This window comes from Pseudomonas sp. PDM21, from assembly GCF_014852505.2.
Taxonomy (GTDB): Bacteria; Pseudomonadota; Gammaproteobacteria; order Pseudomonadales; family Pseudomonadaceae; genus Pseudomonas.
In genome coordinates this window covers 701,350-722,684 of record NZ_CM181223.1, presented here as the reverse complement: position 1 = coordinate 722,684, position 21,335 = coordinate 701,350, and the positions used below count along the sequence as shown (strand labels likewise).

The window sequence follows — 21,335 nt, the reverse complement described above, 5'->3', positions numbered from 1 at the left end:
CCCCATGGGCGATCGCGGGCATGGCCCGCTCCTACAGGGTTACTCTTTCGCCTTGGACAGCAACCGACAGAGCTTCTCGGTGGCGTCGAGCATCGCAAAGCTCGGCTTCTCCAGGTTGCGATCCGGCACCACCCAGAGCTGCCTGAGCCGCGTGGCGCTGAGTTGCTGCATGCCAGTCCAGCTACGCAGCTGGTCCTCGCTGGCCGCCACGATCACCTGCGGATCGCGCGCCAGCACGGCTTCCCGGCCAACCTGCGGCGCGGGCAGGTCTAGATCGGCGAACAGGTTACGGCCCCCGCAGACTTCCAGCGCCTCGCTGATGATCTGCCGACCACCGACGGTATAAAGCGGACGGTCCCACACCTGATAGAACACCTTGAGCGGCGGCGCGCGGTGGTACTGCGTCCGCAGCTGCGCCATGCGCGCCTCGAAGGCTTGCGCCAGTTCTCGCCCCTTCTCCGCTCGCCCCAGTCGCTCGCCCAGCTCGCGGAACTGCCGGGCGATATCCTCCAGACGGTGCGGATCGGCCACATAGACCGGGATGCCCACGGACGTCAGGCGTTGCAGCTGCGCTTCGGGCACGGCGCCAGGCCAGACCAGCAGCAGGTCAGGCTGCAGGGCAAGAATCTGTTCGAGGTTGACCTGACCATAGCGGCCGACGGAAGGCAGGTCTTTCAGGGATTCCGGGCGCGGCCCGCCATCGAGCAGGCCGGCCAGCCGGTCGCCGGCGCCCAGTTCGAGGACCATGTCGGTGAGGGAAGGCGCGAGGCTCACCACCCGCTCCGCCGCCGCAACCGGCAGGCCGGCAAGCAGCAGGAGCAGGCAGAGTAAACGGCGCATCAGGCCAGTTGGCGCGGCAGACGGTACAGCCAGAGGATGACCAGGCTGGCGAAGCCCAGCAGCAGGACGGGCACGCCATGCAGGTCGACCAGCACCGCCAGGGCGCCGATCCAGCCCGGCAGGCTGCCGACCAGCGCGCCACGGCGCTGCGCGGCGCCCAGCGCCTGCCAGGCGGCGGGTTCATCCGCGCCATCGCGGGCCTTGCCAGTGGCAATCAGCGCATGCTTGTAGCGGCGGAACAGCGGCAGGGTAAGGAACATCGACAGCAGGCCGACGACGAACACCGGCGTGGCCAGCGATTCCGGCCCGGGCGCATCACCCACCAGCGCCAGCATCAGGTGCTGCGGCGCCAGCGCGAGCGCCAGCAGCAACCACCAGAGCAGATTCAGCCGGCGCCGGGCAGCGGCGCGATTCACGAAGCGGATGCCTCGGCCTCGGCTTCGCCCTGATGCATGTTGCCCAGCATGTGGCCCAGCTTGCCTGCCTTGGTCTGCAGGTAACGCTTGTTGTGCGGGTTCAGGCCCTTCTGCAGCGGCACGCGCTCGGCAACGGTCAGGCCGTAACCTTCCAGCGCCTTCACCTTGCGCGGGTTGTTGGTCATCAGCCGCAGCGAGCAGACGCCCAGGTGCTTGAGCATCGGCAGGCACATGGCGTAGTCACGCTGGTCGGCGCCGAAGCCCAGGGCCAGGTTGGCTTCAACGGTATCGGCACCTTCGTCCTGCAAGGCGTAGGCGCGGATCTTGTTGAGCAGGCCAATGCCACGGCCTTCCTGACGCAGGTACAGCAGGACGCCGCGGCCTTCCTTGGCGATGGCCGACAACGCGCCCTCGAGCTGGAAACCGCAGTCGCAGCGCAGACTGAACAGCGCATCGCCGGTGAGGCATTCGGAATGCAGACGCCCCAGCGCCGGCTGGCCGTCGTCGAGCTTGCCCATGGTCAGGGCGACGTGTTCCTTGCCGGTTTCCTCGTCGAGGAAGCCATGCATGGTGAATTCGCCGAAGGGAGTGGGCAGCTTGGAGGCGGCGACGAAAACGACAGACACCGGAAACTCCTGAAAGATTTATCTAAGGAAGGAGGACCGGGATTGTAACAGCTGCGCCGGCTGCACCGTCATTGCGAATTCTGCAAGATAAGCATCGATGCTTTTGATAGAAGTCACGGGGACTGCAGACTAGCGGCTCAGTGCTTGGCCTGGATGTACATCATGCCCTGGTCTTCCCGCCAGCCGACGCGGTTGAGATAGCTCATGCCCAGCAGGATGTCGGTGGGAAAATCGCCCTCGAGCACCACCGCCTCGACCCCCAGCACCTCGACGCCGCCGAGCTTCACGCTGTTGAGGGTCACCCGCCAGCCCTTGGCCGTGCCGCTGGCGGTGGAGGCCATCATCGGCGTACCGCCGGCACGGTAATCCAGTCCCAGGCGCCGGGCCTGACCTTCGTTCATGGCGATCGAAGTCGCGCCGGTATCCACCAGGAACTGCGCATTCTGGTTGTTGATCGTGCCGGCGACCCAGTAATGACCGCCGGTACCGCGGGCGATGCTGGTCTCGGCGTGCGCGGCCGGCGCGGCATAGCCGGCCGTGTTGTACTCGCGGCTCAACTCATAAGTCTGCTCGACGCCGCCCACGCGCAGAACCGCCTTGTGGCTGTCGGCACTGACCACCTGCACGCCTTCCGGGCCGGTCTGGCCGACCTTCACCAGCTTGCGCTGGCCGTCGATGCTGAGCACCGCCGCGCCGGGGAACAGCCCCACCACCTGCACTTGTGGCGCTGCCAGAGCAGCGAAGGAACAGAGGGACAGGCAGATCAGGACGGACAGGCGCATGGCAGTCACTCCTTGGGCGGCAGCAGCGGTTTCAGCGGGGCGTAGGGCCAGTGCCAGCGGGCGAAGATGCGTTCCAGCTCGCCGCTGCGGTAGAGCACCTGCATGCGTGAATCATAGAGTTTCGCCAATGCCCGCCCACGGTCATTGTTGGCGAAGCCAAGATACAGCGGAATCGAACCGACATCGGTGATGTGGTAGACGCTGGCATCAACGCCCCTGGCCTCGATCATCTCTTCCAGCTCGGGCCGCGCGTCGATGAAGTAGTCGATGCGGTGGCCATCGAGCATCGGCAGGGCAGAGCTGCGCCGTTGCAGCTCGTTGCGCTGTTTGAGGTGGTCCAGGTAGCGGTCGAACGCATAGCCGCGCATCCACGCCAGGCGGTAGCGGTCGAGCGTGGCCAGGGTCGGCTGGGGAGAAGTCTTCAGGCCCAGCGCGCCGATGGGATCGACGTCATAGGGCCAGTGTGGATAGATGATGTGATCGATTTCGTTTCGGTAGGAGCCGACCCAGGCGTCTGCCTCGCCGCGCTGCACCAGCCCGACCGAGCGCACGTAGGGCTCGCTGCGCAGGCTCAGGCGCACGCCTTCGGGCTCGTAGATGGCCCGCAGCAGATCCCAGGCCAGGCCACGGCCGTCGGCCTGGCTGTAGTTGACCCAGACTTCACTGACCACCCGGACTTCCGCGGGCAGCCCGGCAGGCGCTTTGGTTGTATTGTCAGCGGCCAGGGCCGACGCCAGGGAAATCGCCGGCAGCCAGCACAGGCAGAGGAGCAGGCACAGCAGTCGGCGCATCGATCTTCCTCAGATCAGCCAGTGGGCCCAACCCCATGTCAGGCCTTGCATCACCAGCCAGGCGAAAACGCCGGCCAGCACGTCATCGAGCATGATGCCGACGCCGCCATGGACGTTACGGTCGATCCAGCTGATCGGCCAGGGCTTGGAAATGTCGACGATGCGGAACACCACGAAACCGACCAGCAGCCACCACCAGCCTTCCGGCACCAGCCAGAGGGTGATCCACATGCCGACCATCTCGTCCCAGACGATGCCTTCGTGATCGTGCACGCGCAGGTCGTCGGCAACCTTGCCGCACAGCCAGAAGCCGAACAGCATGGTGACGCCCAGCATCAGCCAGTAACCCCAGTCCGGCAGCATCTGCCAGAGTGGTATGAAGGGTAGCGCAACCAGCGAACCCCAGGTGCCCGGCGCCTTGGGCAGGGTGCCCGAGCCGAAGCCGAAGGCCAGGAAGTGCCAGGGATTGCTCCATACCGAATGGGGTACGGGTTGGGCCGGGGCCTGGTTGGGGTGTTCTGTCACGGTCACTCCATGAAATGCAGGTAGCCGCCCTGATGCGGCGTGATATCGGCACCAGCGCCATCGAGCACGCGCACGCCCGAACCGGCTTCCACCCTACCGACCACGCGCAGGGCCGGCCAGTTCGCCGAAAGTGCAGGCAGATGCTCGGCAGGCAGGGTGAAGGCGAGCACGTAGTCGTCACCGGCGCCCAGCTTGAGCTGCTGCGCACGCTCGGCGCCCAGCAGGGCTTCAAGCGCGGGGCTCTGGGGCAGTCTGTCGGCTTCAACGATAAGCGCCACGCCGGAAGCGCGGGCGATGTGGCCGCAGTCGGCGAGCAGCCCGTCGGAAATATCCAGCGCCGCCGTGGCCTTGCCACGCAGCGCCTGGCCGAAATCCAGCTGCGGCTGTGGCGACCAGTAACGCGCCAGCAGCGGTTCAGCGACGGACGGCTCGGCGGTCATCTCGCCCAATACCAGCGGCAACGCCCCACCCGCCTCGCCCAACGGCCCACCGACACACAGCAGGTCGCCCGGCCGCGCACCGGCGCGGGTCAGCGCCTGCCCGGCGGGCACGCCGCCGAATACGGTGACGGTCATCGCCAGCGGGCCACGGGTGGTGTCGCCGCCGATCAGCACCAGCGCGCATTCCTGCGCCTTCTGGTTCAGGCCACGGGCGAAACCTTCCAGCCAGGCCGGGTCGGCCTCGGGCAGGGTCAGGGCAAGGGTGAAGCCGATGGGCGCGGCGCCCATGGCCGCCAGGTCGCTGGCGGACACCGCCAGGGCACGCTGGCCGAGCAGGAAGGGATCGCAGACGGCGGGAAAATGCACGCCGACGACCAGGGTGTCGGTGGAGATCGCCAGCTGTTCGCCGGCCCTGGGCGCGAGGAGCGCGCAGTCGTCGCCGATCCCCAATGCCACTGCCTCGCCGCCGGCCGCACACGCGGCCGAGGCGAAGTAGCGACGGATCAGCTCGAACTCACCCATGCCTCAGCGCTTGGCGCCACGCAGTTCGGCGGCGCGCAGACGCGGAGCGAGCTTGTCCAGCACGCCGTTGACGAACTTGTGTCCGTCGGTAGCGCCGAAGGTCTTGGCCAGCTCGATACCTTCGTTGATGACGACCTTGTACGGCACGTCCAGGCGATTGCGCAGCTCGTAGGTGGCCAGGCGCAGGATGGCCAGCTCCACCGGGTCGATCTCTTCCAGCGCACGGTCCAGGCAGGGAGTGAACGCCTCGTCCAGATCGGTCTTCAGGCGCGGTACGCCGTGCAGGACCTCGTGGAAGTAGGCGCCGTCGACATCACTGAAATCGTTGTCGGTACGGAAGGTCGCCTCGATCTCGTTGAGCGGCTGGCCAGCCATCTGCCAGGAGTACAGGGCCTGCACCGCGAGGCTGCGGGCCTTGCGGCGCATGGCGATCTTGTTCGGCTTGGCGGGCTTTGCCGGGGCGTTGTTGCCGTCCTGGGTGCTCACTTGGCCTCCAGCTGCGACAGCAGGCTCACCATTTCCAGGGCGGACAGGGCAGCTTCGGCGCCTTTGTTGCCGGCCTTGGTGCCGGAGCGCTCAATGGCTTGTTCGATGGAGTCGACCGTCAGCACGCCGAAGGCAACCGGCACGCCGAACTGCAGGGAAACCTGCGCCAGACCCTTGGTGCACTCACCAGCAACGTACTCGAAGTGCGGGGTGCCGCCACGGATCACCGCGCCGAGGGCGATGATGGCGTCGAACTCGCCGCGCTGGGCGACTTTCTGCGCCACCAGCGGGATTTCGAAGGCGCCCGGAGCACGGATCACGGTGATTTCGCTCTGGGCGACGCCGTGGCGCACCAGCGCGTCGATAGCGCCTTCCACCAGGCTTTCCACCACGAAGCTGTTGAAGCGGCCAACCACCAGGGCGAAGCGGCCTTTGGGGGCGATGAAGGTACCTTCGATGGTCTTCAGGGTCATGGGCAAGTCTCACTGTTAAAGAGCCGGAGCGTCACTGTGGCGCTCCGCAAATAGGGTAGAAGAACGGCACCGCCGTGCCAGGGCACGGCGGCGAGGTTCATTCAGCGGGCAGGTATTCTACAACTTCCAGGTCGAAACCGGATATCGCGTTGAAGCGCATCGGTGCCGACATCAGGCGCATCTTGCGAACGCCCAGGTCGCGCAGGATCTGCGAACCGGCACCCACGGTGCTGTAGGTGGTGGTCGGTTTCTGCACGGGCGCCGGGGTATTGGTGATCTCGCGGACATGCGCCAGCAGATCGTCGCCGCCGACCTGGTGGCCCAGCAGCAGGACCACGCCGGTGCCGGCCTCGGCCACCTTGGCCATGGCCGCGCGCAGGCTCCAGCGGCCTGCCTGGTTGACCATCAGCAGGTCGCGCAGTGGATCGGGGTTGTGCACGCGCACCAGGGTCGGCTCTTCCGGACAGACGTTGCCCAGAGTCAGCGCCAGGTGCACGTCGCCTTCCACGGAATCGCGGTAGGTGATCAGCTTGAACTGGCCCAGTTCGGTATCCAGCGGCTGCTCAGCGAGGCGCTCGACGGTGCGCTCGTGGATCAGGCGGTAGTGGATCAGGTCGGCAATGGTGCCGATCTTGATACCGTGCTGCTGGGCGAACTCTTCCAGCTCCGGGCGACGGGCCATGGTGCCGTCGTCGTTCATGATCTCGCAGATCACGCCGGACGGCTCGAAACCGGCCATGCGCGCCAGGTCGCAGGCCGCTTCGGTGTGACCGGCGCGAGCCAGCACACCGCCAGGCTGGGACATCAGCGGGAAGATGTGGCCGGGGCTGACGATGTCGGCGGCAACCGCATTCTTCGCGGCGGCGGCCTGCACGGTGCGGGCGCGGTCAGCGGCGGAGATGCCGGTGGTGACGCCTTCAGCGGCCTCGATGGAGACGGTGAACTTGGTGCCGAAGCCGGAACCGTTGCGCTGCACCATCAGCGGGATGCCGAGGCGCTCGCAGCGCTCGCGGGTCATCGGCATGCAGATCAGGCCACGGGCGAAGCGGGCCATGAAGTTGATGTCTTCGGTGCGGACACACTCGGAGGCGATGATCAGGTCGCCTTCGTTCTCGCGGTCCTCGTCATCCATGAGGATGACCATCTTGCCCTGACGCATGTCGTCGAGCAGTTCTTCAATGCTGTTGAGTGCCATACGGGGAAGAGCCTTATCAGTGTTTCATGAAGCCGTTTTCGGCCAGGAATGCTTCGGTGATGCCGCCAGCGCCGGCGGCGGGGTCCGCCGCCTTGTCGCCGAGCAGCAGGCGCTCCAGGTAGCGCGCCAGCAGGTCGACTTCGAGGTTGACCAGGCGACCACCGCGGTAGTCGGCCATGATCGTCTCCTGCACGGTGTGCGGGACGATAGTCAGCTCGAACTCGGCGCCGTTGACCGCGTTCACCGTCAGGCTGGTGCCGTCCACGGTGATCGAGCCCTTGAGCGCGATGTACTTGGCCAGTTCACGCGGTGCGCGCACGGTGAACTGGATGGCGCGGGCGTTTTCCTCGCGCTTGACGATCTCGCCGACACCGTCGACGTGGCCGCTGACCAGGTGACCGCCCAGGCGGGTGGTCGGTGTCAGGGCCTTTTCCAGGTTCACCCGGCTGCCGATCTTGAGCTGCGCGAAGGCGGTGCGCGCGAGGGTCTCGCGGCTGACGTCGGCCCAGAAGCCGTCGCCCGGCAGCTCCACGGCCGTCAGGCAGATGCCGTTGACCGCGATGCTGTCGCCGAGCTTGACGTCGGCGAGGTCGAGCTTGCCGGTCTTCACGTACAGGCGTACGTCACCGCCTTTCGGGGTGATGGCAGCAATGGTGCCGATGGATTCGATTATGCCGGTGAACATGGGGCCTCCCGCACGGCGAAGGCCGCTGGCCGGGTGGGCCGCGTAGCCAACTGGGAAAGATGATGCATGTGGCGAACTCCTGTTTTGGTTAAAAAACAGGGCGTATCGATCGAAGGGATTTCACGGACGCGCGCAGGCACGCCCCGATGGCTCATCCCGTTCTCTCTTCATCCGGACTATGACCGTCGGCCCCGGAATCACACCGGGTCTGCTGACCCTGGCCATCCGGCGAACCGGTCTGGACAGGCGCTCGCGGGCTAGACGCATTGCGCGCCATTACCGCCGGTGGGGACTTGCACCCCGCCCTGAGAACGTCAATCGCGGTCGTTACAGCGTCGACCGCGTGTGGCGTTTTACCACAGGCCGGCGCAAGTCGGAAGCTTCCTATTGATCGCTCCGCGCCCGCCGGCAAGCCGAAGTCAGTGGCGCCAGCGCGCCATCACAGCGGTCTGGCCGTGACCAGCCAGTCGTCTCCCACTGCGCGGATGTCGACGATCTTCAGTTCGCGGGATTCGCTCATGCGCTCCAGCGGCAGTTCCAGCAGCGGGCGCGCGGCGGAGCCGAGCAGCTTGGGCGCCATGAAGATGCTGTATTCGTCCACCAGCCCGAGGCGGGCGAAGGCCCCAGCAAGGCGCGGACCGGCCTCCACCAGCACCTCGTTGACACCTCGGCGGCCGAGTTCGGCCAGCAGCGCCATCAGGTCGACCTGACCGTCGAGGCCGGCGAGGTTCAGCAGTTCGTGGCCGACCACGGCGTAGTTCGGATCGTCCCGGGTGCTCACCACCAGCGCCGGGCCGGCCTGGAAGAAGGTGGCGGTCAGCGGCACGCGCAGGCGGCCGTCGATCAGCACGCGCAGCGGCTGGCGCCGGGAGGCCAGCTCGGTCTGTTCGGCGTCCAGGCCCAGGTCGTCCGGGCGCACGGTGAGGCGGGCGTCATCGGTCAGCACCGTATCGGCGCCGGACAGCACCACGCTGGCTTGCGCGCGCAGGCGCTGCACGGCGCGGCGCGCGGCCGGCCCGGTGATCCACTGGCTCTCGCCGCTGGCCATGGCGGTGCGGCCGTCCAGGCTCATCGCCAGCTTCACGCGCACGAACGGCAAGCCGGTTTCCATACGTTTGAGGAAACCCTGGTTCAGCGCGCGGGCTTCGTTTTCCAGCACGCCGGAGCGCACTTCGATGCCGGCTTCGGCGATGCGCCGCATGCCGCTGCCGGCGACCTGCGGGTTCGGGTCCTGCATGGCCGCGACGACGCGGGCGAGGCCGGCGCCGATCAGCGCATCGGCGCACGGCGGCGTGCGGCCGAAGTGGCTGCAGGGTTCCAGGGTGACATAGGCGGTGGCGCCACGGGCCTTGTCGCCGGCCTGGCGCAGGGCGTGAACTTCCGCATGGGGCTCGCCAGCGCGCACGTGCCAGCCTTCACCGACCACCTCGCCATCGCGAACGATGACGCAGCCGACGCGCGGATTGGGATGGGTCGTGTACCAGCCCTTGCGCGCCAGCTCGATGGCGCGGGCCATCCAACGCTCGTCCATGCCACTCATTCCTTCGACGGCTCGCGAGCCAGGCGCTCGATTTCCTCGCGGAACTCGTTGAGGTCCTGGAAGCGGCGGTACACCGAGGCGAAGCGGATATAGGCGACCTCATCGAGTTTCTGCAGCTCGGCCATCACCAGCTCGCCCAGCACCCGCGACTTGATCTCGCGCTCGCCGGTGGCGCGCAGCTTGTGCTTGATGTGCGCCATCGCCTCCTCCAGCCGCTCGATGCTCACCGGACGCTTCTCCAGCGCACGCTGCATGCCGGCGCGCAGCTTGTCCTCGTCGAAGGGCTGGCGGCTGCCGTCCTGCTTGATCAGGCGCGGCATGACCAGTTCGGCGGTCTCGAAGGTGGTGAAACGCTCGCCGCAGTTCAGGCACTCACGGCGCCGGCGGACCTGGTCGCCCTCGGCGACCAGGCGCGAATCGATGACTTTGGTGTCGTGGGCGCCGCAGAAAGGACAGTGCATGGCGAGTCTTGGGCAGTCAGAAAGGTAAGAGGCTCATGGTAGCGCATCGACTGGCCGAAGAAACCCCGCTCCCACGAGACACGCCGCAGGCATTAGGCTATACAGGCGCCCGCCTGGAATCTGTTGCGATGGAGCCCGCCATGTTCGCCCGCCTGCTCTGCCTGTCTCTTACCGTCCTGCTGGCCGCCTGCGCCAGCGAGAAGCCCGTGCCGGTTACCCAGCCGGTCGCCGTCACGAAGCCATCGACTTCCCCGCTGGACGAGCCCGTGCCAGCCAACATGCGCGCCCTCAGCGGTCAGCTCAGCAGCTCCCAGGGCTTCCTGCCAGCCGGCAGCGAAGTGGAACTGGCGCTGCTGGTGATCGACCAGCGCGACCGCCCGCAGCAGTTGCTCTCCAGCGAGAAGATGATTGCCACCGGCCAGGCCCTGCCGTTCCGCGTGGTGTTCAACCCGCAGTCCTTCCCGGCCGGCGCCCGCGTCGAACTGCACGGCCGCGTCTCGCAGTCCGGCCAACTGGCCTGGCGCCTGCCGCCGGTGCGCATCACCCAGCCGGAAACCCGCGCCCTCGGCGAGCTGCGCCTGGAGCGCGCGCCGTGACGCCACCGCTTTCCCTGCAGACGGCCCTCGGTGAACTGCTCGGCGACGCGCGCCTGTCGGCCGAGACCTTGCCCGGCACCGACATCCGTCTCTGGCTGATCGACGCACAGAACATGGACCGCGAGTTCAGCCCCGACGAAACCCGGCGCATCCTCGAAGAACCGCCCTACTGGTGCTTCTGCTGGGCCAGCGGCCTGGTGCTGGCCCACTGGCTGGCCGAGAAACCCGAATGGGTGCGCGGCAAGCGCGTGCTGGATTTCGGCGCGGGCTCGGGCATCGCCGCTATCGCCGCGGCCAAGGCCGGCGCCGCCGAAGTGGTGGCCTGCGACCTCGACCCGCTGGCGCTGGATGCCTGCCGCGCCAACGCCGAGCTGAACGGCGTGGAGCTGACGCACTCGGCGGACTTCTTCCAGGAGGAGGACCGCTACGACCTGATCATCGTCGCCGACGTGCTCTACGACCGCGCCAACCTGCCGCTGCTGGACGAATTCCTCAGCCGTGGCCGCGAGGCCCTGGTCGCCGACTCGCGGGTCCGCGACTTCAGCCATCCGCTGTACCAGCGCCTGGGCACTCTCGACGGCTGCACCTGGCCGGACCTGGCCGAGCCGGCCGAATTCCGCCATGTGAGCCTCTATCACGCGCGCCGCGGATAGCGCGGGCGCGGCGGGGCAAACCATCTCGGATACAGTCCTACGCTCAATGCACGCCTGGTGCGCCATTGTAGGAGCGGGCCATGCCCGCGATCGCGCCCATGGGGCGCTCCTACAGGGAATGCCGGCGCCAGCGTGTGGGTTGTTTCCGTCAGGCAGCGCCCCCACTTATAGTGGCAACCACCTTCATCGCCCCACTCGATTCGAGATTCCCCATGAGCGATACGCCCTACATCTTCGACGCCAGCATCGCCAACTTCGATCAGGTCGTCATCGAGAACTCCTTCCACAAACCGGTCCTGGTGGACTTCTGGGCCGACTGGTGCGCCCCGTGCAAGGCCCTGATGCCGCTGCTGGCGCAGATCACCGAGTCCTACCAGGGCGAGCTGCTGCTGGCCAAGGTCAACTGCGACGTCGAACAGGACATCGTGATGCGCTTCGGCATCCGCAGCCTGCCCACCGTGGTGCTGTTCAAGGACGGCCAGCCGGTGGATGGCTTCGCCGGCGCGCAGCCCGAATCGGCGATCCGCCAGATGCTCGAGCAGCACGTACAGCCACCCGCTCCGGCCGCCGACAATCCACTGGAACTGGCGCAGATTGCCTTCAACGAAGGCCGCTTTGCCGAATCCGAGGCACAGCTCAAGGTGCTGTTGGGCGAAGACAACACCAACGCCGCCGCCCTGATCCTCTACGCCCGTTGCCTCGCCGAACGCGGCGAGCTGGGTGAAGCCGAGACCGTGCTCGACGCAGTGAAGAGCGACGAGCACAAGCAGGCGCTGGCTGCCGCCAAGGCCCAGCTGACCTTCCTCCGCCAGGCTGCCGACCTGCCCGACGCCGCCACACTGAAGACCCGCCTGGCCGCCGACGCCAACGACGACGAAGCCACGTACCAACTGGCCGTCCAGCAACTGGCCCGCCAGCAGTACGAGGCGGCGCTGGACGCCCTGCTCAAGCTGTTCGTGCGCAATCGCAGCTACGGCGAGGACCTGCCGCGCAAGACGCTGGTCCAGGTGTTCGACCTGCTGGGCAACGACCATCCGCTGGTGATCGCCTACCGGCGCAAGCTGGCGAACGTTCTCTACTGATCGCTTCGCGGTACTTTTTCACCTGTAGGAGCGCCCCATGGGCGCGATCGCGGGCATGGGCCGCTCCTACAGGCAGATTCGTTATTCCCCGTCGATCCAGTTGAAGACCTGCACACCCTCGTGCACCTCGATCTTCACCTTCGGACTGTGCCGCAGGCGCACCAGCAGCCCCTTCGCTGCCCCTGAACTCCCCGCCAGCGCCGCCAGCTCATCCAGCAGTTGCGGCCCCTCGCTGCTGCCACTGCGGCGCAGCAGGTCCTGCGCAGCCAGCCACAGCTGATCCACTGGCGCGCCCGCTGCGGGCGCAGGCACGGCAGCGGCCACCGACGCCACGGCGGCAGCCGGCAGGTTCTGCGCCAGCCGCGCCCAGTCGCCGTCATCCATCTCCACGGTGAGGTCCACCGGCCAGTCGCCGATGGTGCCCTTGATTCTCAGCATCGCCCTTCTCCTCGCGGCCTTTCGCGCATGCTCCCACGGCGCAGCCGTCGCGCCAAACGCACGCTAAGCTGGCGTTAATAATTCACCTGTTATAACGTAACAAAATCATTCATCGCACCGGAGTTTCCCATGCGCCCCCTGCTCCTCGCTGTCGCCCTGCTGCCCCTCGCCGCCCAGGCCCACGACGAACATGAACACGGCAGCCTCGGCAAGCACGAGCATGGCGTCGCCCAGCTCAACGTCGCCCTCGACGGCAAGACCCTGGAACTGGAGATGGACAGCCCGGCGATGAACTTCGTCGGCTTCGAGCACGCCGCCACCAGCGACGCCGACAAGGCCACGGTTGCCGCCGTGCAGACCCAGCTCAAGCAGCCGCTGCAACTGCTCGCCCTGCCCGCCTCGGCAAAATGCAGCGTGCAGTCGGTGGAGCTTTCCAGCCCGCTGTTCGGCGATGCGCCCAAGGCCGACGACGATCATGACCACGATCACGAGCATGCCGACGGCGACCACGACGAACACGAAGGTCACCATCACGCCGACATCGACGCCCACTACCAGCTGACCTGCACTCAGCCGCAGGACCTGGCCAGCCTCGATTTCGCGCCGCTGTTCAAACGCTTCCCGGCGACCCAGAAGATTCAGGTACAACTGATCGGTCCGAGCGGCCAGCAAGGTGCAGAATTGACCGCCGCCAATCCAATCCTGAACTTCTGAAAGCCTTGAAATGACAGCACTGCTCGAACTCGACAATCTTGGCTTCGCCTGGCCCGGCCAGGCGGAGCTGCTGGACATCCCCGCCTTCGCGCTGGGCCGTGGCGAGACCCTGTTCCTCAAGGGCCCGTCCGGCAGCGGCAAGACCACCCTGCTCGGTTTGCTCGGCGGCGTGCAGCGCCCCCAGCGCGGCAGTGTGAAGCTGCTCGGCGAGGACATTGCGCAGATGAAGCCGGCGCGCCGCGATCGTTTTCGCGTCGACCACACCGGCTACATCTTCCAGCAGTTCAACCTGCTGCCGTTCCTCTCGGTGCGGGAGAACGTCGAGCTGCCCTGTCATTTCTCCCACAGCCGTGCCGAACGCGCGACCCTGCGCCACGGCAGCGTGGCCAAGGCCGCCGAAGCGCTGCTCAAACATCTGGGCCTGGGCGATGCGGCGCTGATCGAACGCCGCGCCGACAGCCTGTCGATCGGCCAGCAGCAGCGCGTCGCCGCCGCCCGCGCGCTGATCGGCCAGCCGGAACTGGTGATCGCCGACGAGCCGACCTCGGCGCTGGACGCCGACGCCCGCGAAGCCTTCCTCCAATTGCTGTTCGCCGAATGCCGCGAGGCCGGCGCCAGCCTGCTGTTCGTCAGCCACGACCAGAGCCTGGCGCCCCTGTTCGATCGCAGCCTGTCGCTGAGCGACCTCAACCGCGCCGCCCGCGCTCCGGGAATCTGAGCATGTACCTGTTGCGCCTGGCGCTCGCCAGCCTGTCCAACCGCCGCTTCACCGCCCTGCTGACCATCTTCGCCATCGCCCTCTCCGCCTGCCTGCTGCTGGCGGTGGAGCGCGTGCGCACCGAGGCCAAGGCCAGCTTCGCCAGCACCATCTCCGGCACCGACCTGATCGTCGGCGCCCGTTCCGGCTCGGTGAACCTGCTGCTCTACTCGGTGTTCCGCATCGGCAACGCCACCAACAACATCCGCTGGGAAAGCTACGAGACGGTGACCCATAGCCCGCTGGTGAAGTGGGCCATCCCGATCTCCCTGGGCGATTCGCACCGCGGCTATCGCGTCATGGGCACCGACACCGGTTACTTCGAGCACTACCGCTTCGGCCGCGGGCAGACGCTGGAGTTGGCAGAGGGCAAACCGTTCGGCCAGGACCTGTTCGACGTAGTGCTCGGCGCGGAAGTCGCGCAGGCCCTGCATTACAAGCTCGGCGACAAGGTCGTCCTGGCCCACGGCGTCAGCACCATCAGCCTGGTGCAGCACGACGACAAGCCGTTCACCGTGGTCGGCATCCTCAAGCGCACTGGTACGCCGGTGGACCGCACCCTGCACATCTCCCTGCAAGGCATGGAGGCGCTGCACGTCGACTGGAAGAACGGCGTCCCGGCACGCGGCGCCGACCGCGTCAGCGAAGACCAGGCGCGCGGCATGGACCTGCAGCCCAAGGCGATCACCGCCTTCCTGCTGGGCCTCAAGAGCAAGGTGGCAACGTTCACTCTGCAGCGGCAGATCAACGAATACGACGGCGAACCGCTGATGGCGATCCTCCCCGGCGTGGCGCTGCAGGAGCTGTGGGGGCTGATGGGCACGGCGGAGAAGGCGCTGTTCGTGGTCTCGCTGTTCGTGGTGCTGACCGGCCTGATCGGCATGCTCACCGCCATCCTCACCAGCCTCAACGAACGCCGCCGCGAGATGGCCATCCTGCGCTCGGTGGGCGCGCGGCCCTGGCACATCTTCAGCCTGCTGGTGGCGGAAGCCTTCGCTCTGGCGCTGGCGGGCGTGGCACTGGGCATCGGGCTGCTCTACGCCGGCATCGCCGGCAGCCAGGCGTACGTCCAGGCGAACTACGGCATCTTCCTGCCATTGGCACTGCCCAGCGCCTATGAATGGTCACTGCTGGGCGGCATACTCCTGGCGGCGCTGCTGATCGGTTGTGTACCGGCGTGGCGTGCCTACCGGCAATCGCTGGCCGATGGCCTGTCGATCCGTCTCTGATTCAGCCACCAGCGAGCCAGCCCCTGCGAGCCAGCCCCGTGAAAGCAAGTCCCATGCGCCGCCTGCTGTTCCTCCTCCTGCTGCTGCTCGCCACCAGCGCCACCGTCTGGGCGGCGCCGCGTGAGCTGAGCTGGCCGGAACTGATCCCCGAGGGCGCACCGCCGCCCCCGCCGCCCGTGCCGCTGCACGATATGTCCAAGCTCTCCGATGTACTCAATTCGGAGAGTGGACCGGCGGTGAAGCAGCAGATACCCAACGCTCCCGTGGTACAGCAGCTGGACGGCCAGGAAGTGAAGATGCCCGGCTACATCGTGCCGCTTGAAGTGGAGGAAGACGGCCAGACCGTTCGCGACTTCCTGCTGGTGCCCTACTACGGCGCCTGCATCCACGTACCGGCGCCGCCGTCCAACCAGATCGTCTATGTTCGAGGCGGCAAGGGCGTAAAAGTCGACGAGCTTTATCAGCCTTTCTGGATCATCGGCAGGATGAGCGTGAAGGCGATGGAAAGCGACCTCGCCGAGGCCGGCTACCAGATGCAGGCCAGCAGCATCGAACCCTACGAATACACCGGCCAGTGACAGGGCGCGGCGCTTTGCCGCACCCTCGATTCCTACAAAGCTTGTGGGCTTTATTGAGCCAGGTCAAAAGTGTGCTTTTAGCGCTGTCTACTATTCTGGGCACCAACACTTATACCAAAGAGATATTGGAGCTCATCATGCGTAAGTCCTGGCTCACCACTTCGCTTCTCTCACTTGCCGTCGCAGCGCCGGTCGCAGCCCAGGCCGCCGACATTCGCGGCCACCAGGCCGGCGACTTCCTGGTACGTGGTGGTTTCGCCACCGTGGCGCCCGATGACAGCAGCTCCAACGTCAAGCTCGACGGCACCAAAGTCAGCGGCACCAAGGCCACCGTCGACAGCGACACCCAGCTGGGCCTGACCTTCGCCTACCTGCTCACCGACAAGATCGGCATCGAGCTGGTCGCCGCCACCCCGTTCAACCACCAGGTCGACGTCAAGGGCCTGAACAAGGCCACCGGCCTGACCGGCCTGGACGGCAAGCTGGCCGACATCAAGCAGCTGCCGCCGACCGTGCTGCTGCAGTACTACCCCATGGGGGGTACCAACTCTGCCTTCCAGCCGTACGGCGGCCTGGGCATCAACTACACCACCTTCTTCGACGAAGACCTGGCCAGCAACCGCAAGGACCAGGGCTTCAGCAACCTTAAGCTGCAGGATTCCTGGGGCCTAGCCGCCGAACTGGGCATGGATTACATGCTCAACGAGCACGCCTTCGTCAACGCCGCGGTCTGGTACATGGACATCGACACCAAGGCGAGCGTAGACGGCCCGTCCGCGCTGGGCGTACAGAAAACCAAGGTCGATGTTGACGTCGACCCCTGGGTTTACATGGTCGGTTTCGGCTACCGTTTCTGACGGAGCAAACATGAAAAAGGCGCCCAAGGGCGCCTTTTTCACCTTCAGGGAACCGGTATGTACCTAGAACTCAAAGCACTGCACGTCAGCCTTGCGATCATCAGCACCCTGCTTTTCCTCCTGCGCCTGGGCCTGAGCTGGTGGGGCAAGCGTCCAACCGGCTGGCAGCGCGGATTGCCCCATCTGATCGACACCCTGCTGCTGCTCAGCGCCCTGGGCCTGGTGCACCTGGCGATGCCCTGGCCGCTGCCGGTCTGGCTGCAGGTGAAGCTCGGCCTGCTGGTGCTCTACATCGTGCTGGCGGCCTTCGCCCTGCGCAGCGCGTCGAAGCCGCTCAAGGCGCTGCTCAGCGTTCTGGCGCTGGGCTCGCTGGCCGGCATCTTCTACCTGGCCGTCAACAAACCCTGGTGGTGATCAACTGGGCCAGGCCATCGGCCAGCGGCGTGGGCGCGTCCAGGCTGTAGCGCTGCAGCAGGCGGCGGTTGTCCGCGCGGGAATGGCGGATATCGCCGTGGCGCGCCGGCAGGTAGGTAATCTCCGGCAGGCCGCCGGTGAGCTTGCCGATCTCGGCCAGCAACTGGTTGAGGCTGGTGGACTGGTCGAGGCCGACGTTGATCGCCGACTCGGCCACGTCATCGGCCAGCAGCGCGGCCACCAGCAGCTTCACCAGGTCACCGACGTAGATGAAGTCACGGGTCTGCTCGCCGTCGCCGAACACGGTGATCGGCAGGCCCTGCTCGGCGCGCCGGGCGAAGATGCTGATCACCCCGGAATAGGGCGAGGACGGATCCTGGCGCGGGCCATAGACGTTGAAGAAGCGGAAGATCGCCGGCTCCAGTCCGTGTTCGCGACGGTAGAAGTCCAGGTAATACTCGCTGGCCAGCTTGTCTGCGGCATAGGGCGTCAGCGGTGCCTTCACCACGTCTTCGTCGATGGCGGAGCCTTCACCGTTCTGCCCATAGACCGCCGCGCTGGACGCGAACAACACCCGGTGGATGCCTTCCTGGCGCATCGCCTCGCAGAGGTTCAGGGTGCCGATGAAGTTGGCGCGGTGGGTGCCCACCGGGTCTTCCACCGAAGCCTGCACCGAGGCGATGGCCGCCAGGTGCACGACGCCCTGGCAGCCGCTCAGCGCACCACGCAGGGCGGCTTCATCGGCGACGTTGCCGACTATCAGGTCGACGCGGCTGTCGAGGTTCTCGCGCCGGCCGGTGGACAGGTCGTCCAGCACGCGCACGGCAAAGCCCTGCGCGAGCAGCGCGTCGGCCAGATGGGAACCGATGAACCCCGCGCCGCCGGTGATGAGGATGGGCTGCGCGGAGGGAGAAAGACGATCAGACATGGCGGTAATAGCGATCCAGCAAGGCGGGCAGGCCGGCGCGCCAGGCGCGTGGCTTGATACCGAAGGTATGGAGGATTTTCTTGCAGGCGAGCACCGCGTGCTGCGGTTCGTCGCCGGCATCCGGGCGCGCGGCGTGGGCCTGCGGGCTCGGCTCCTGGACAGCCAGGGTATGGAAGGCGCGGGCCTCGCCGAGTACCACCTGGCCCAGGGACAGGGTGGTCGTGGCCTCCAGGCCGCCGTAGTGGTAGGTGCCCCACAGCGGTGCCTGGCAGTCGAGTTGCTTGAGCACCGAGAGGATCACCCGCGCGGCGTCATCCACCGGGGTCGGGTTGCCGCGCCGGTCGTCGGCGAGGAACAGCACCTGCTCCTTCTCGGCACGCCCGAGGAAGCGGCCGAGCACGCCGTCGGCGCTGTCGTCCAGCAGCCAGCCGAAACGCAGCAGCACATGCCGCGGGCAGGTCGCCCGCACCCACTGTTCCATGCGCCACAGCGCCTGGCCACGCGGGCCCAGGGGCAGCGGCTCGTCCTTCTCGCTGTAGGCCGTGGCGCGGGCGCCATCGAACACGCGGTAGCTGGACGGCTGGATCAGCAGGATCTCGTGGTGCTGGCAGAGTTCGGACAGACGCTCCACCGCGCGCTCCTGGCTGGCCAGGCGAGCGGCGTCGACGGCCTCGGCCTGGAACCAGTCGTAGTAGTAGGCGAGGTTGATCACCGCGTCGGGGCGGGTCTCGTCCAGCAGGACGGTGAGGCTGGAAGCATCCCAGCCCTGCTCGGGCGGCCGGGGGGCGAGGAAGCCGATGTCCTCCTCGGCGCCAAGGCGGATCAGCGCCTGTCCAAGGGCATTACCGCCACCCAACAGCATCAGGCGCATGCGCATATTCTGGGGGTCACTCGAATCCGTGGGTTACCGCCAGCGCGCAAGGCGCCGGGGATGATGCCCGCATTTTTCCTGTGCCCCGGCACAGCGTCAAGCTTGGCCGACCCGCTGCAGCCTTCGCCGCACGCGGCGACTCCTGTCTAGGAGCGGCGACGGAACAGCGGACGCGGCTCGATCACCGAGCGGCCATAGAGCACGCTCAGGCCCGCCAGGCCCTTCAGGGCGTCCTCCACGGACTTGTCCTCGCGCACGGCGAAGGCATCGAAACCGCACTGGCGCAGGTGCGCCAGCTGGTCGCGCAGCACATCACCCACCGCGCGCAACTCCCCGCGCCAGCCCAGACGGCTGCGCAACAGGTAGGCCAGGCTGTAACCGCGACCATCGCGGAAACTGGGGAAGTCGATGGCAATGAGTGCGGGTTCCTTCAGGCGCCAGATGAGGCCCTCGGGATCGTCCTCCGGCGCCAGCCAGACGCCGAAGCCCGTCCCGGACTCCAGCGCCAGCCAGTGCTTCAACGGCAGGATCAGTCGCCCACCGGGCAATACCTCCGGCACTTCGCGCAGCAATTCCCAGGGGTCGCCCGGCGCCACTTCCGCCACCCCGTCACGCAGATGAATCAGGTTCTTCATGCCGGCACCTCCGCCTGGCGGTAGACCCGTGCCTTGAAAGGTTCCAGGCCGATACGCTCGACCGTTTCGACGAAGCGCTCCCCGGCACCTCGCTGCTCGACATAGGTGTGCACCAGCGCCTCGATCACGTCCGGCACCTCGACCGCGCTGAACGACGGGCCGATCACCTTGCCCAGCGCGCTCTTCACACCCTGCGCGCCGCCGAGGGTGATCTGGTACCACTCGCTGCCGTTCTTATCGACGCCGAGGATGCCGATATTGCCGATATGGTGGTGACCGCAGGCGTTCATGCAGCCGGAGATGTTCAGGCTGAGATCGCCCAGATCGTGCAGGTAGTCGAGGTCCTCAAAGCGCTGCTGGATACCCTGGGCGATGGGAATCGACTTGGCGTTGGCCAGCGCACAGAAATCGCCGCCGGGGCAGGCGATGATGTCGGTCAGCAGGCCCTGGTTTGGCGTGCCCAGGCCAGCCACGCAGGCTTCCCGCCAGAGCGCGTGGAGGTCGGACTTGCGCACGTCCGGCAGCACCAGGTTCTGTTCGTGGGCGACACGGATCTCGCCGAAGCCGAAGCGTTCGGCCCAGTCGGCCACCTGCTCCATCTGCTCGGCGGTCGCGTCCCCCGGCGGCGCCTCGGCGCCCGGCTTGGTGGACAGCACCACGCTGGCATAGCCGGGCACGCGGTGCGGGCGCACGTTGCGCGAGACCCAGCGGGCGAACGCAGCATCGGCGGCCAGTGCGCTGCCATAGGCCAGCTCGTCGGCCGCTTCGTGATTCTCCTTGTAGCTCGGCGGATCGAATGCCGCGGCCACGCGCTGGTACTCGTCGAGCGTCAGTTGCGCCTCGCCATCGCGCAAATGCTGCCACTCCTCCTCCACCTCGCGGGAGAACGCCTCGATGCCCAGCGCCTTCACCAGGATCTTGATCCGTGCCTTGTACTTGTTGTCGCGCCGACCGTGACGGTTGTACACGCGCAGGATGGCCTCGACATAGGACAACAGGTGCCACCAGGGCAGGTCGTCGCGGATCACCTGGCCGAGCATCGGCGTGCGCCCCAGCCCGCCGCCCACCAGGACTTTCAGGCGTAGCTCGCCGTCTTCGGCGCGGCGCAGGTAGAGGCCGATGTCGTGCATCATCACCGCCGCGCGGTCTTCCTCGGCGGCACAGAGGGCGATCTTGAACTTGCGCGGCAGGAACAGGAATTCGGGGTTCACCGTCGACCACTGGCGGAGGATTTCCGCCAGCGGGCGCGGGTCGAGGAATTCGTCGGCGGCGACACCGGCGAAGGCCTCGGTGGTGATATTGCGCACGCAGTTGCCGGAGGTCTGGATGGCGTGCATCTCGACATCCGCCAGGCGCTCGAGGATGTCCGGCACCCGCGCCAGCTCGACCCAGTTGAACTGGATGTTCTGCCGCGTGGTGAAGTGGCCGTAGCCGCGGTCGTGCTCGCGGGCGATCCAGGCCAGGGTGCGCATCTGCTCGCTGGACAGGGTGCCGTAGGGAATCGCCACCCTCAGCATGTAGGCGTGCTTCTGCAGGTACAGGCCGTTCTGCAGGCGCAGCGGCAGGAATTCCTCCTCGCTCAGCTCATCGCTCAGGCGCCGCTGCACCTGGTCGCGGAACTGCGCCACCCGTTCGCGCACCAGGGCGCGGTCGTAATCATCGTATCGGTACATCGCCAGGCCACCTTCAGGACGTTGCGTAGCGGCCTGCTTCTGTCGTCGAGCGCGCTACTTTGCGGTTGACCGAATAGTGGCCGGCGCCTGCTGTGCAAAACAGCGGCAGATCGTGCGGGAAAAACCGG

General features: G+C 66.9%; 27 protein-coding genes and 1 riboswitch. Of the genes, 9 read left to right on the top strand and 18 right to left on the bottom strand.

Annotated elements, in window-relative coordinates; genetic code table 11:
* Window positions 1-39: 39 nt before the first annotated feature.
* The 13 genes from IB275_RS03560 to nrdR all read right to left on the bottom strand — a co-directional run bounded on the left by IB275_RS03560 (window position 40) and on the right by nrdR (window position 9,782).
* Window positions 40-840, bottom strand: a complete 801-nt coding sequence (locus IB275_RS03560) for a cobalamin-binding protein (RefSeq protein ID WP_192290520.1) — start codon at window positions 838-840, stop codon at window positions 40-42.
* Complete coding sequence (locus IB275_RS03555) at window positions 840-1,256, bottom strand: MFS transporter (protein ID WP_192290522.1); 417 nt, start codon at window positions 1,254-1,256, stop codon at window positions 840-842. Before IB275_RS03555 ends, IB275_RS03560 begins: the two co-directional genes overlap by 1 nt.
* Window positions 1,253-1,882 (bottom strand): GTP cyclohydrolase II, encoded by a 630-nt coding sequence (ribA, locus tag IB275_RS03550; RefSeq protein ID WP_081517131.1) that lies wholly within the window; start codon window positions 1,880-1,882, stop codon window positions 1,253-1,255. The genes IB275_RS03555 and ribA overlap by 4 nt, the downstream gene beginning before the upstream one ends.
* A 137-nt stretch (window positions 1,883-2,019) precedes the next feature.
* A complete protein-coding gene (locus IB275_RS03545) occupies window positions 2,020-2,664 on the bottom strand; it encodes a retropepsin-like aspartic protease family protein (RefSeq protein WP_192290524.1) in 645 nt (214 codons plus the stop codon).
* A 5-nt stretch (window positions 2,665-2,669) separates the two neighbouring features.
* Window positions 2,670-3,455, bottom strand: a complete 786-nt coding sequence (locus tag IB275_RS03540) for a substrate-binding periplasmic protein (protein WP_192290526.1) — start codon at window positions 3,453-3,455, stop codon at window positions 2,670-2,672.
* Between the two features lie 9 nt (window positions 3,456-3,464).
* Entirely contained in the window at window positions 3,465-3,980 is a 516-nt protein-coding gene (locus IB275_RS03535; protein ID WP_081517128.1) for a phosphatidylglycerophosphatase A family protein, read from the bottom strand.
* Window positions 3,981-3,982: 2 nt separating this feature from the next.
* Window positions 3,983-4,942, bottom strand: coding sequence for a thiamine-phosphate kinase (gene thiL, locus IB275_RS03530; protein WP_192290528.1), 960 nt, complete (start codon window positions 4,940-4,942; stop codon window positions 3,983-3,985).
* Window positions 4,943-4,945: 3 nt separating this feature from the next.
* On the bottom strand, window positions 4,946-5,428 hold the full coding sequence (gene nusB / locus IB275_RS03525) for a transcription antitermination factor NusB (protein ID WP_192290529.1): 483 nt from the start codon (window positions 5,426-5,428) through the stop codon (window positions 4,946-4,948).
* Window positions 5,425-5,901: a 6,7-dimethyl-8-ribityllumazine synthase gene (gene ribH, locus IB275_RS03520; RefSeq protein WP_081517125.1), complete on the bottom strand. Its 477-nt coding sequence runs from the start codon at window positions 5,899-5,901 to the stop codon at window positions 5,425-5,427. The genes nusB and ribH overlap by 4 nt, the downstream gene beginning before the upstream one ends.
* Window positions 5,902-5,998: 97 nt before the next feature.
* A complete protein-coding gene (gene ribBA, locus IB275_RS03515) occupies window positions 5,999-7,096 on the bottom strand; it encodes a bifunctional 3,4-dihydroxy-2-butanone-4-phosphate synthase/GTP cyclohydrolase II (protein ID WP_081517124.1) in 1,098 nt (365 codons plus the stop codon).
* A 16-nt stretch (window positions 7,097-7,112) separates the two neighbouring features.
* Window positions 7,113-7,781, bottom strand: coding sequence for a riboflavin synthase (locus tag IB275_RS03510; RefSeq protein ID WP_192290531.1), 669 nt, complete (start codon window positions 7,779-7,781; stop codon window positions 7,113-7,115).
* Between the two features lie 154 nt (window positions 7,782-7,935).
* Window positions 7,936-8,098: riboswitch (FMN riboswitch) on the bottom strand.
* A gap of 122 nt (window positions 8,099-8,220) precedes the next feature.
* Window positions 8,221-9,321, bottom strand: coding sequence for a bifunctional diaminohydroxyphosphoribosylaminopyrimidine deaminase/5-amino-6-(5-phosphoribosylamino)uracil reductase RibD (ribD, locus tag IB275_RS03505; protein ID WP_192290533.1), 1,101 nt, complete (start codon window positions 9,319-9,321; stop codon window positions 8,221-8,223).
* Window positions 9,318-9,782, bottom strand: a complete 465-nt coding sequence (gene nrdR / locus IB275_RS03500; RefSeq protein WP_045215192.1) for a transcriptional regulator NrdR — start codon at window positions 9,780-9,782, stop codon at window positions 9,318-9,320. The genes ribD and nrdR overlap by 4 nt, the downstream gene beginning before the upstream one ends.
* 128 nt (window positions 9,783-9,910) lie before the next feature.
* Between nrdR and IB275_RS03495 the strand changes: the two genes are divergently transcribed.
* From IB275_RS03495 to trxA, 3 genes are all read left to right on the top strand, one after another.
* On the top strand, window positions 9,911-10,378 hold the full coding sequence (locus IB275_RS03495; RefSeq protein ID WP_192290535.1) for a YbaY family lipoprotein: 468 nt from the start codon (window positions 9,911-9,913) through the stop codon (window positions 10,376-10,378).
* A complete protein-coding gene (locus tag IB275_RS03490; RefSeq protein ID WP_192290537.1) occupies window positions 10,375-11,031 on the top strand; it encodes a class I SAM-dependent methyltransferase in 657 nt (218 codons plus the stop codon). Before IB275_RS03495 ends, IB275_RS03490 begins: the two co-directional genes overlap by 4 nt.
* A 212-nt stretch (window positions 11,032-11,243) precedes the next feature.
* Window positions 11,244-12,113 (top strand): thioredoxin, encoded by an 870-nt coding sequence (gene trxA, locus IB275_RS03485; RefSeq protein WP_192290539.1) that lies wholly within the window; start codon window positions 11,244-11,246, stop codon window positions 12,111-12,113.
* An 81-nt stretch (window positions 12,114-12,194) separates the two neighbouring features.
* On the opposite strand, the gene IB275_RS03480 is transcribed toward trxA, so the two are convergent.
* Complete coding sequence (locus IB275_RS03480; RefSeq protein WP_192290541.1) at window positions 12,195-12,551, bottom strand: hypothetical protein; 357 nt, start codon at window positions 12,549-12,551, stop codon at window positions 12,195-12,197.
* 129 nt (window positions 12,552-12,680) lie between these two features.
* Between IB275_RS03480 and IB275_RS03475 the strand changes: the two genes are divergently transcribed.
* The 6 genes from IB275_RS03475 to IB275_RS03450 all read left to right on the top strand — a co-directional run bounded on the left by IB275_RS03475 (window position 12,681) and on the right by IB275_RS03450 (window position 17,100).
* Window positions 12,681-13,265, top strand: coding sequence for a DUF2796 domain-containing protein (locus IB275_RS03475; RefSeq protein WP_192290543.1), 585 nt, complete (start codon window positions 12,681-12,683; stop codon window positions 13,263-13,265).
* 10 nt (window positions 13,266-13,275) lie between these two features.
* Window positions 13,276-13,983 (top strand): ABC transporter ATP-binding protein, encoded by a 708-nt coding sequence (locus tag IB275_RS03470; RefSeq protein ID WP_192290544.1) that lies wholly within the window; start codon window positions 13,276-13,278, stop codon window positions 13,981-13,983.
* Window positions 13,984-13,985: 2 nt separating this feature from the next.
* Window positions 13,986-15,251, top strand: coding sequence for an ABC transporter permease (locus IB275_RS03465; protein WP_192290546.1), 1,266 nt, complete (start codon window positions 13,986-13,988; stop codon window positions 15,249-15,251).
* 53 nt (window positions 15,252-15,304) lie between these two features.
* Complete coding sequence (locus tag IB275_RS03460; protein WP_192290675.1) at window positions 15,305-15,829, top strand: DUF3299 domain-containing protein; 525 nt, start codon at window positions 15,305-15,307, stop codon at window positions 15,827-15,829.
* 137 nt (window positions 15,830-15,966) lie between these two features.
* Window positions 15,967-16,686, top strand: coding sequence for an OmpW/AlkL family protein (locus IB275_RS03455; RefSeq protein WP_081517113.1), 720 nt, complete (start codon window positions 15,967-15,969; stop codon window positions 16,684-16,686).
* 57 nt (window positions 16,687-16,743) lie between these two features.
* The gene (locus tag IB275_RS03450; protein WP_192290548.1) at window positions 16,744-17,100 is read left to right on the top strand and encodes a SirB2 family protein; all 357 of its coding nucleotides are present in this window, start codon (window positions 16,744-16,746) and stop codon (window positions 17,098-17,100) included.
* Here IB275_RS03450 and IB275_RS03445 read toward each other — a convergent pair.
* The 4 genes from IB275_RS03445 to nirA all read right to left on the bottom strand — a co-directional run bounded on the left by IB275_RS03445 (window position 17,081) and on the right by nirA (window position 21,207).
* The gene (locus IB275_RS03445; RefSeq protein ID WP_192290550.1) at window positions 17,081-18,028 is read right to left on the bottom strand and encodes an NAD-dependent epimerase/dehydratase family protein; all 948 of its coding nucleotides are present in this window, start codon (window positions 18,026-18,028) and stop codon (window positions 17,081-17,083) included. The two genes, IB275_RS03450 and IB275_RS03445, sit on opposite strands and share 20 nt — an antisense overlap.
* Complete coding sequence (locus IB275_RS03440; RefSeq protein WP_045215221.1) at window positions 18,021-18,905, bottom strand: sugar nucleotide-binding protein; 885 nt, start codon at window positions 18,903-18,905, stop codon at window positions 18,021-18,023. Before IB275_RS03440 ends, IB275_RS03445 begins: the two co-directional genes overlap by 8 nt.
* 140 nt (window positions 18,906-19,045) lie before the next feature.
* Window positions 19,046-19,534, bottom strand: coding sequence for a DUF934 domain-containing protein (locus tag IB275_RS03435; RefSeq protein ID WP_192290552.1), 489 nt, complete (start codon window positions 19,532-19,534; stop codon window positions 19,046-19,048).
* Window positions 19,531-21,207: a nitrite reductase NirA gene (nirA, locus tag IB275_RS03430; RefSeq protein ID WP_192290554.1), complete on the bottom strand. Its 1,677-nt coding sequence runs from the start codon at window positions 21,205-21,207 to the stop codon at window positions 19,531-19,533. The genes IB275_RS03435 and nirA overlap by 4 nt, the downstream gene beginning before the upstream one ends.
* Window positions 21,208-21,335: the final 128 nt, after the last annotated feature.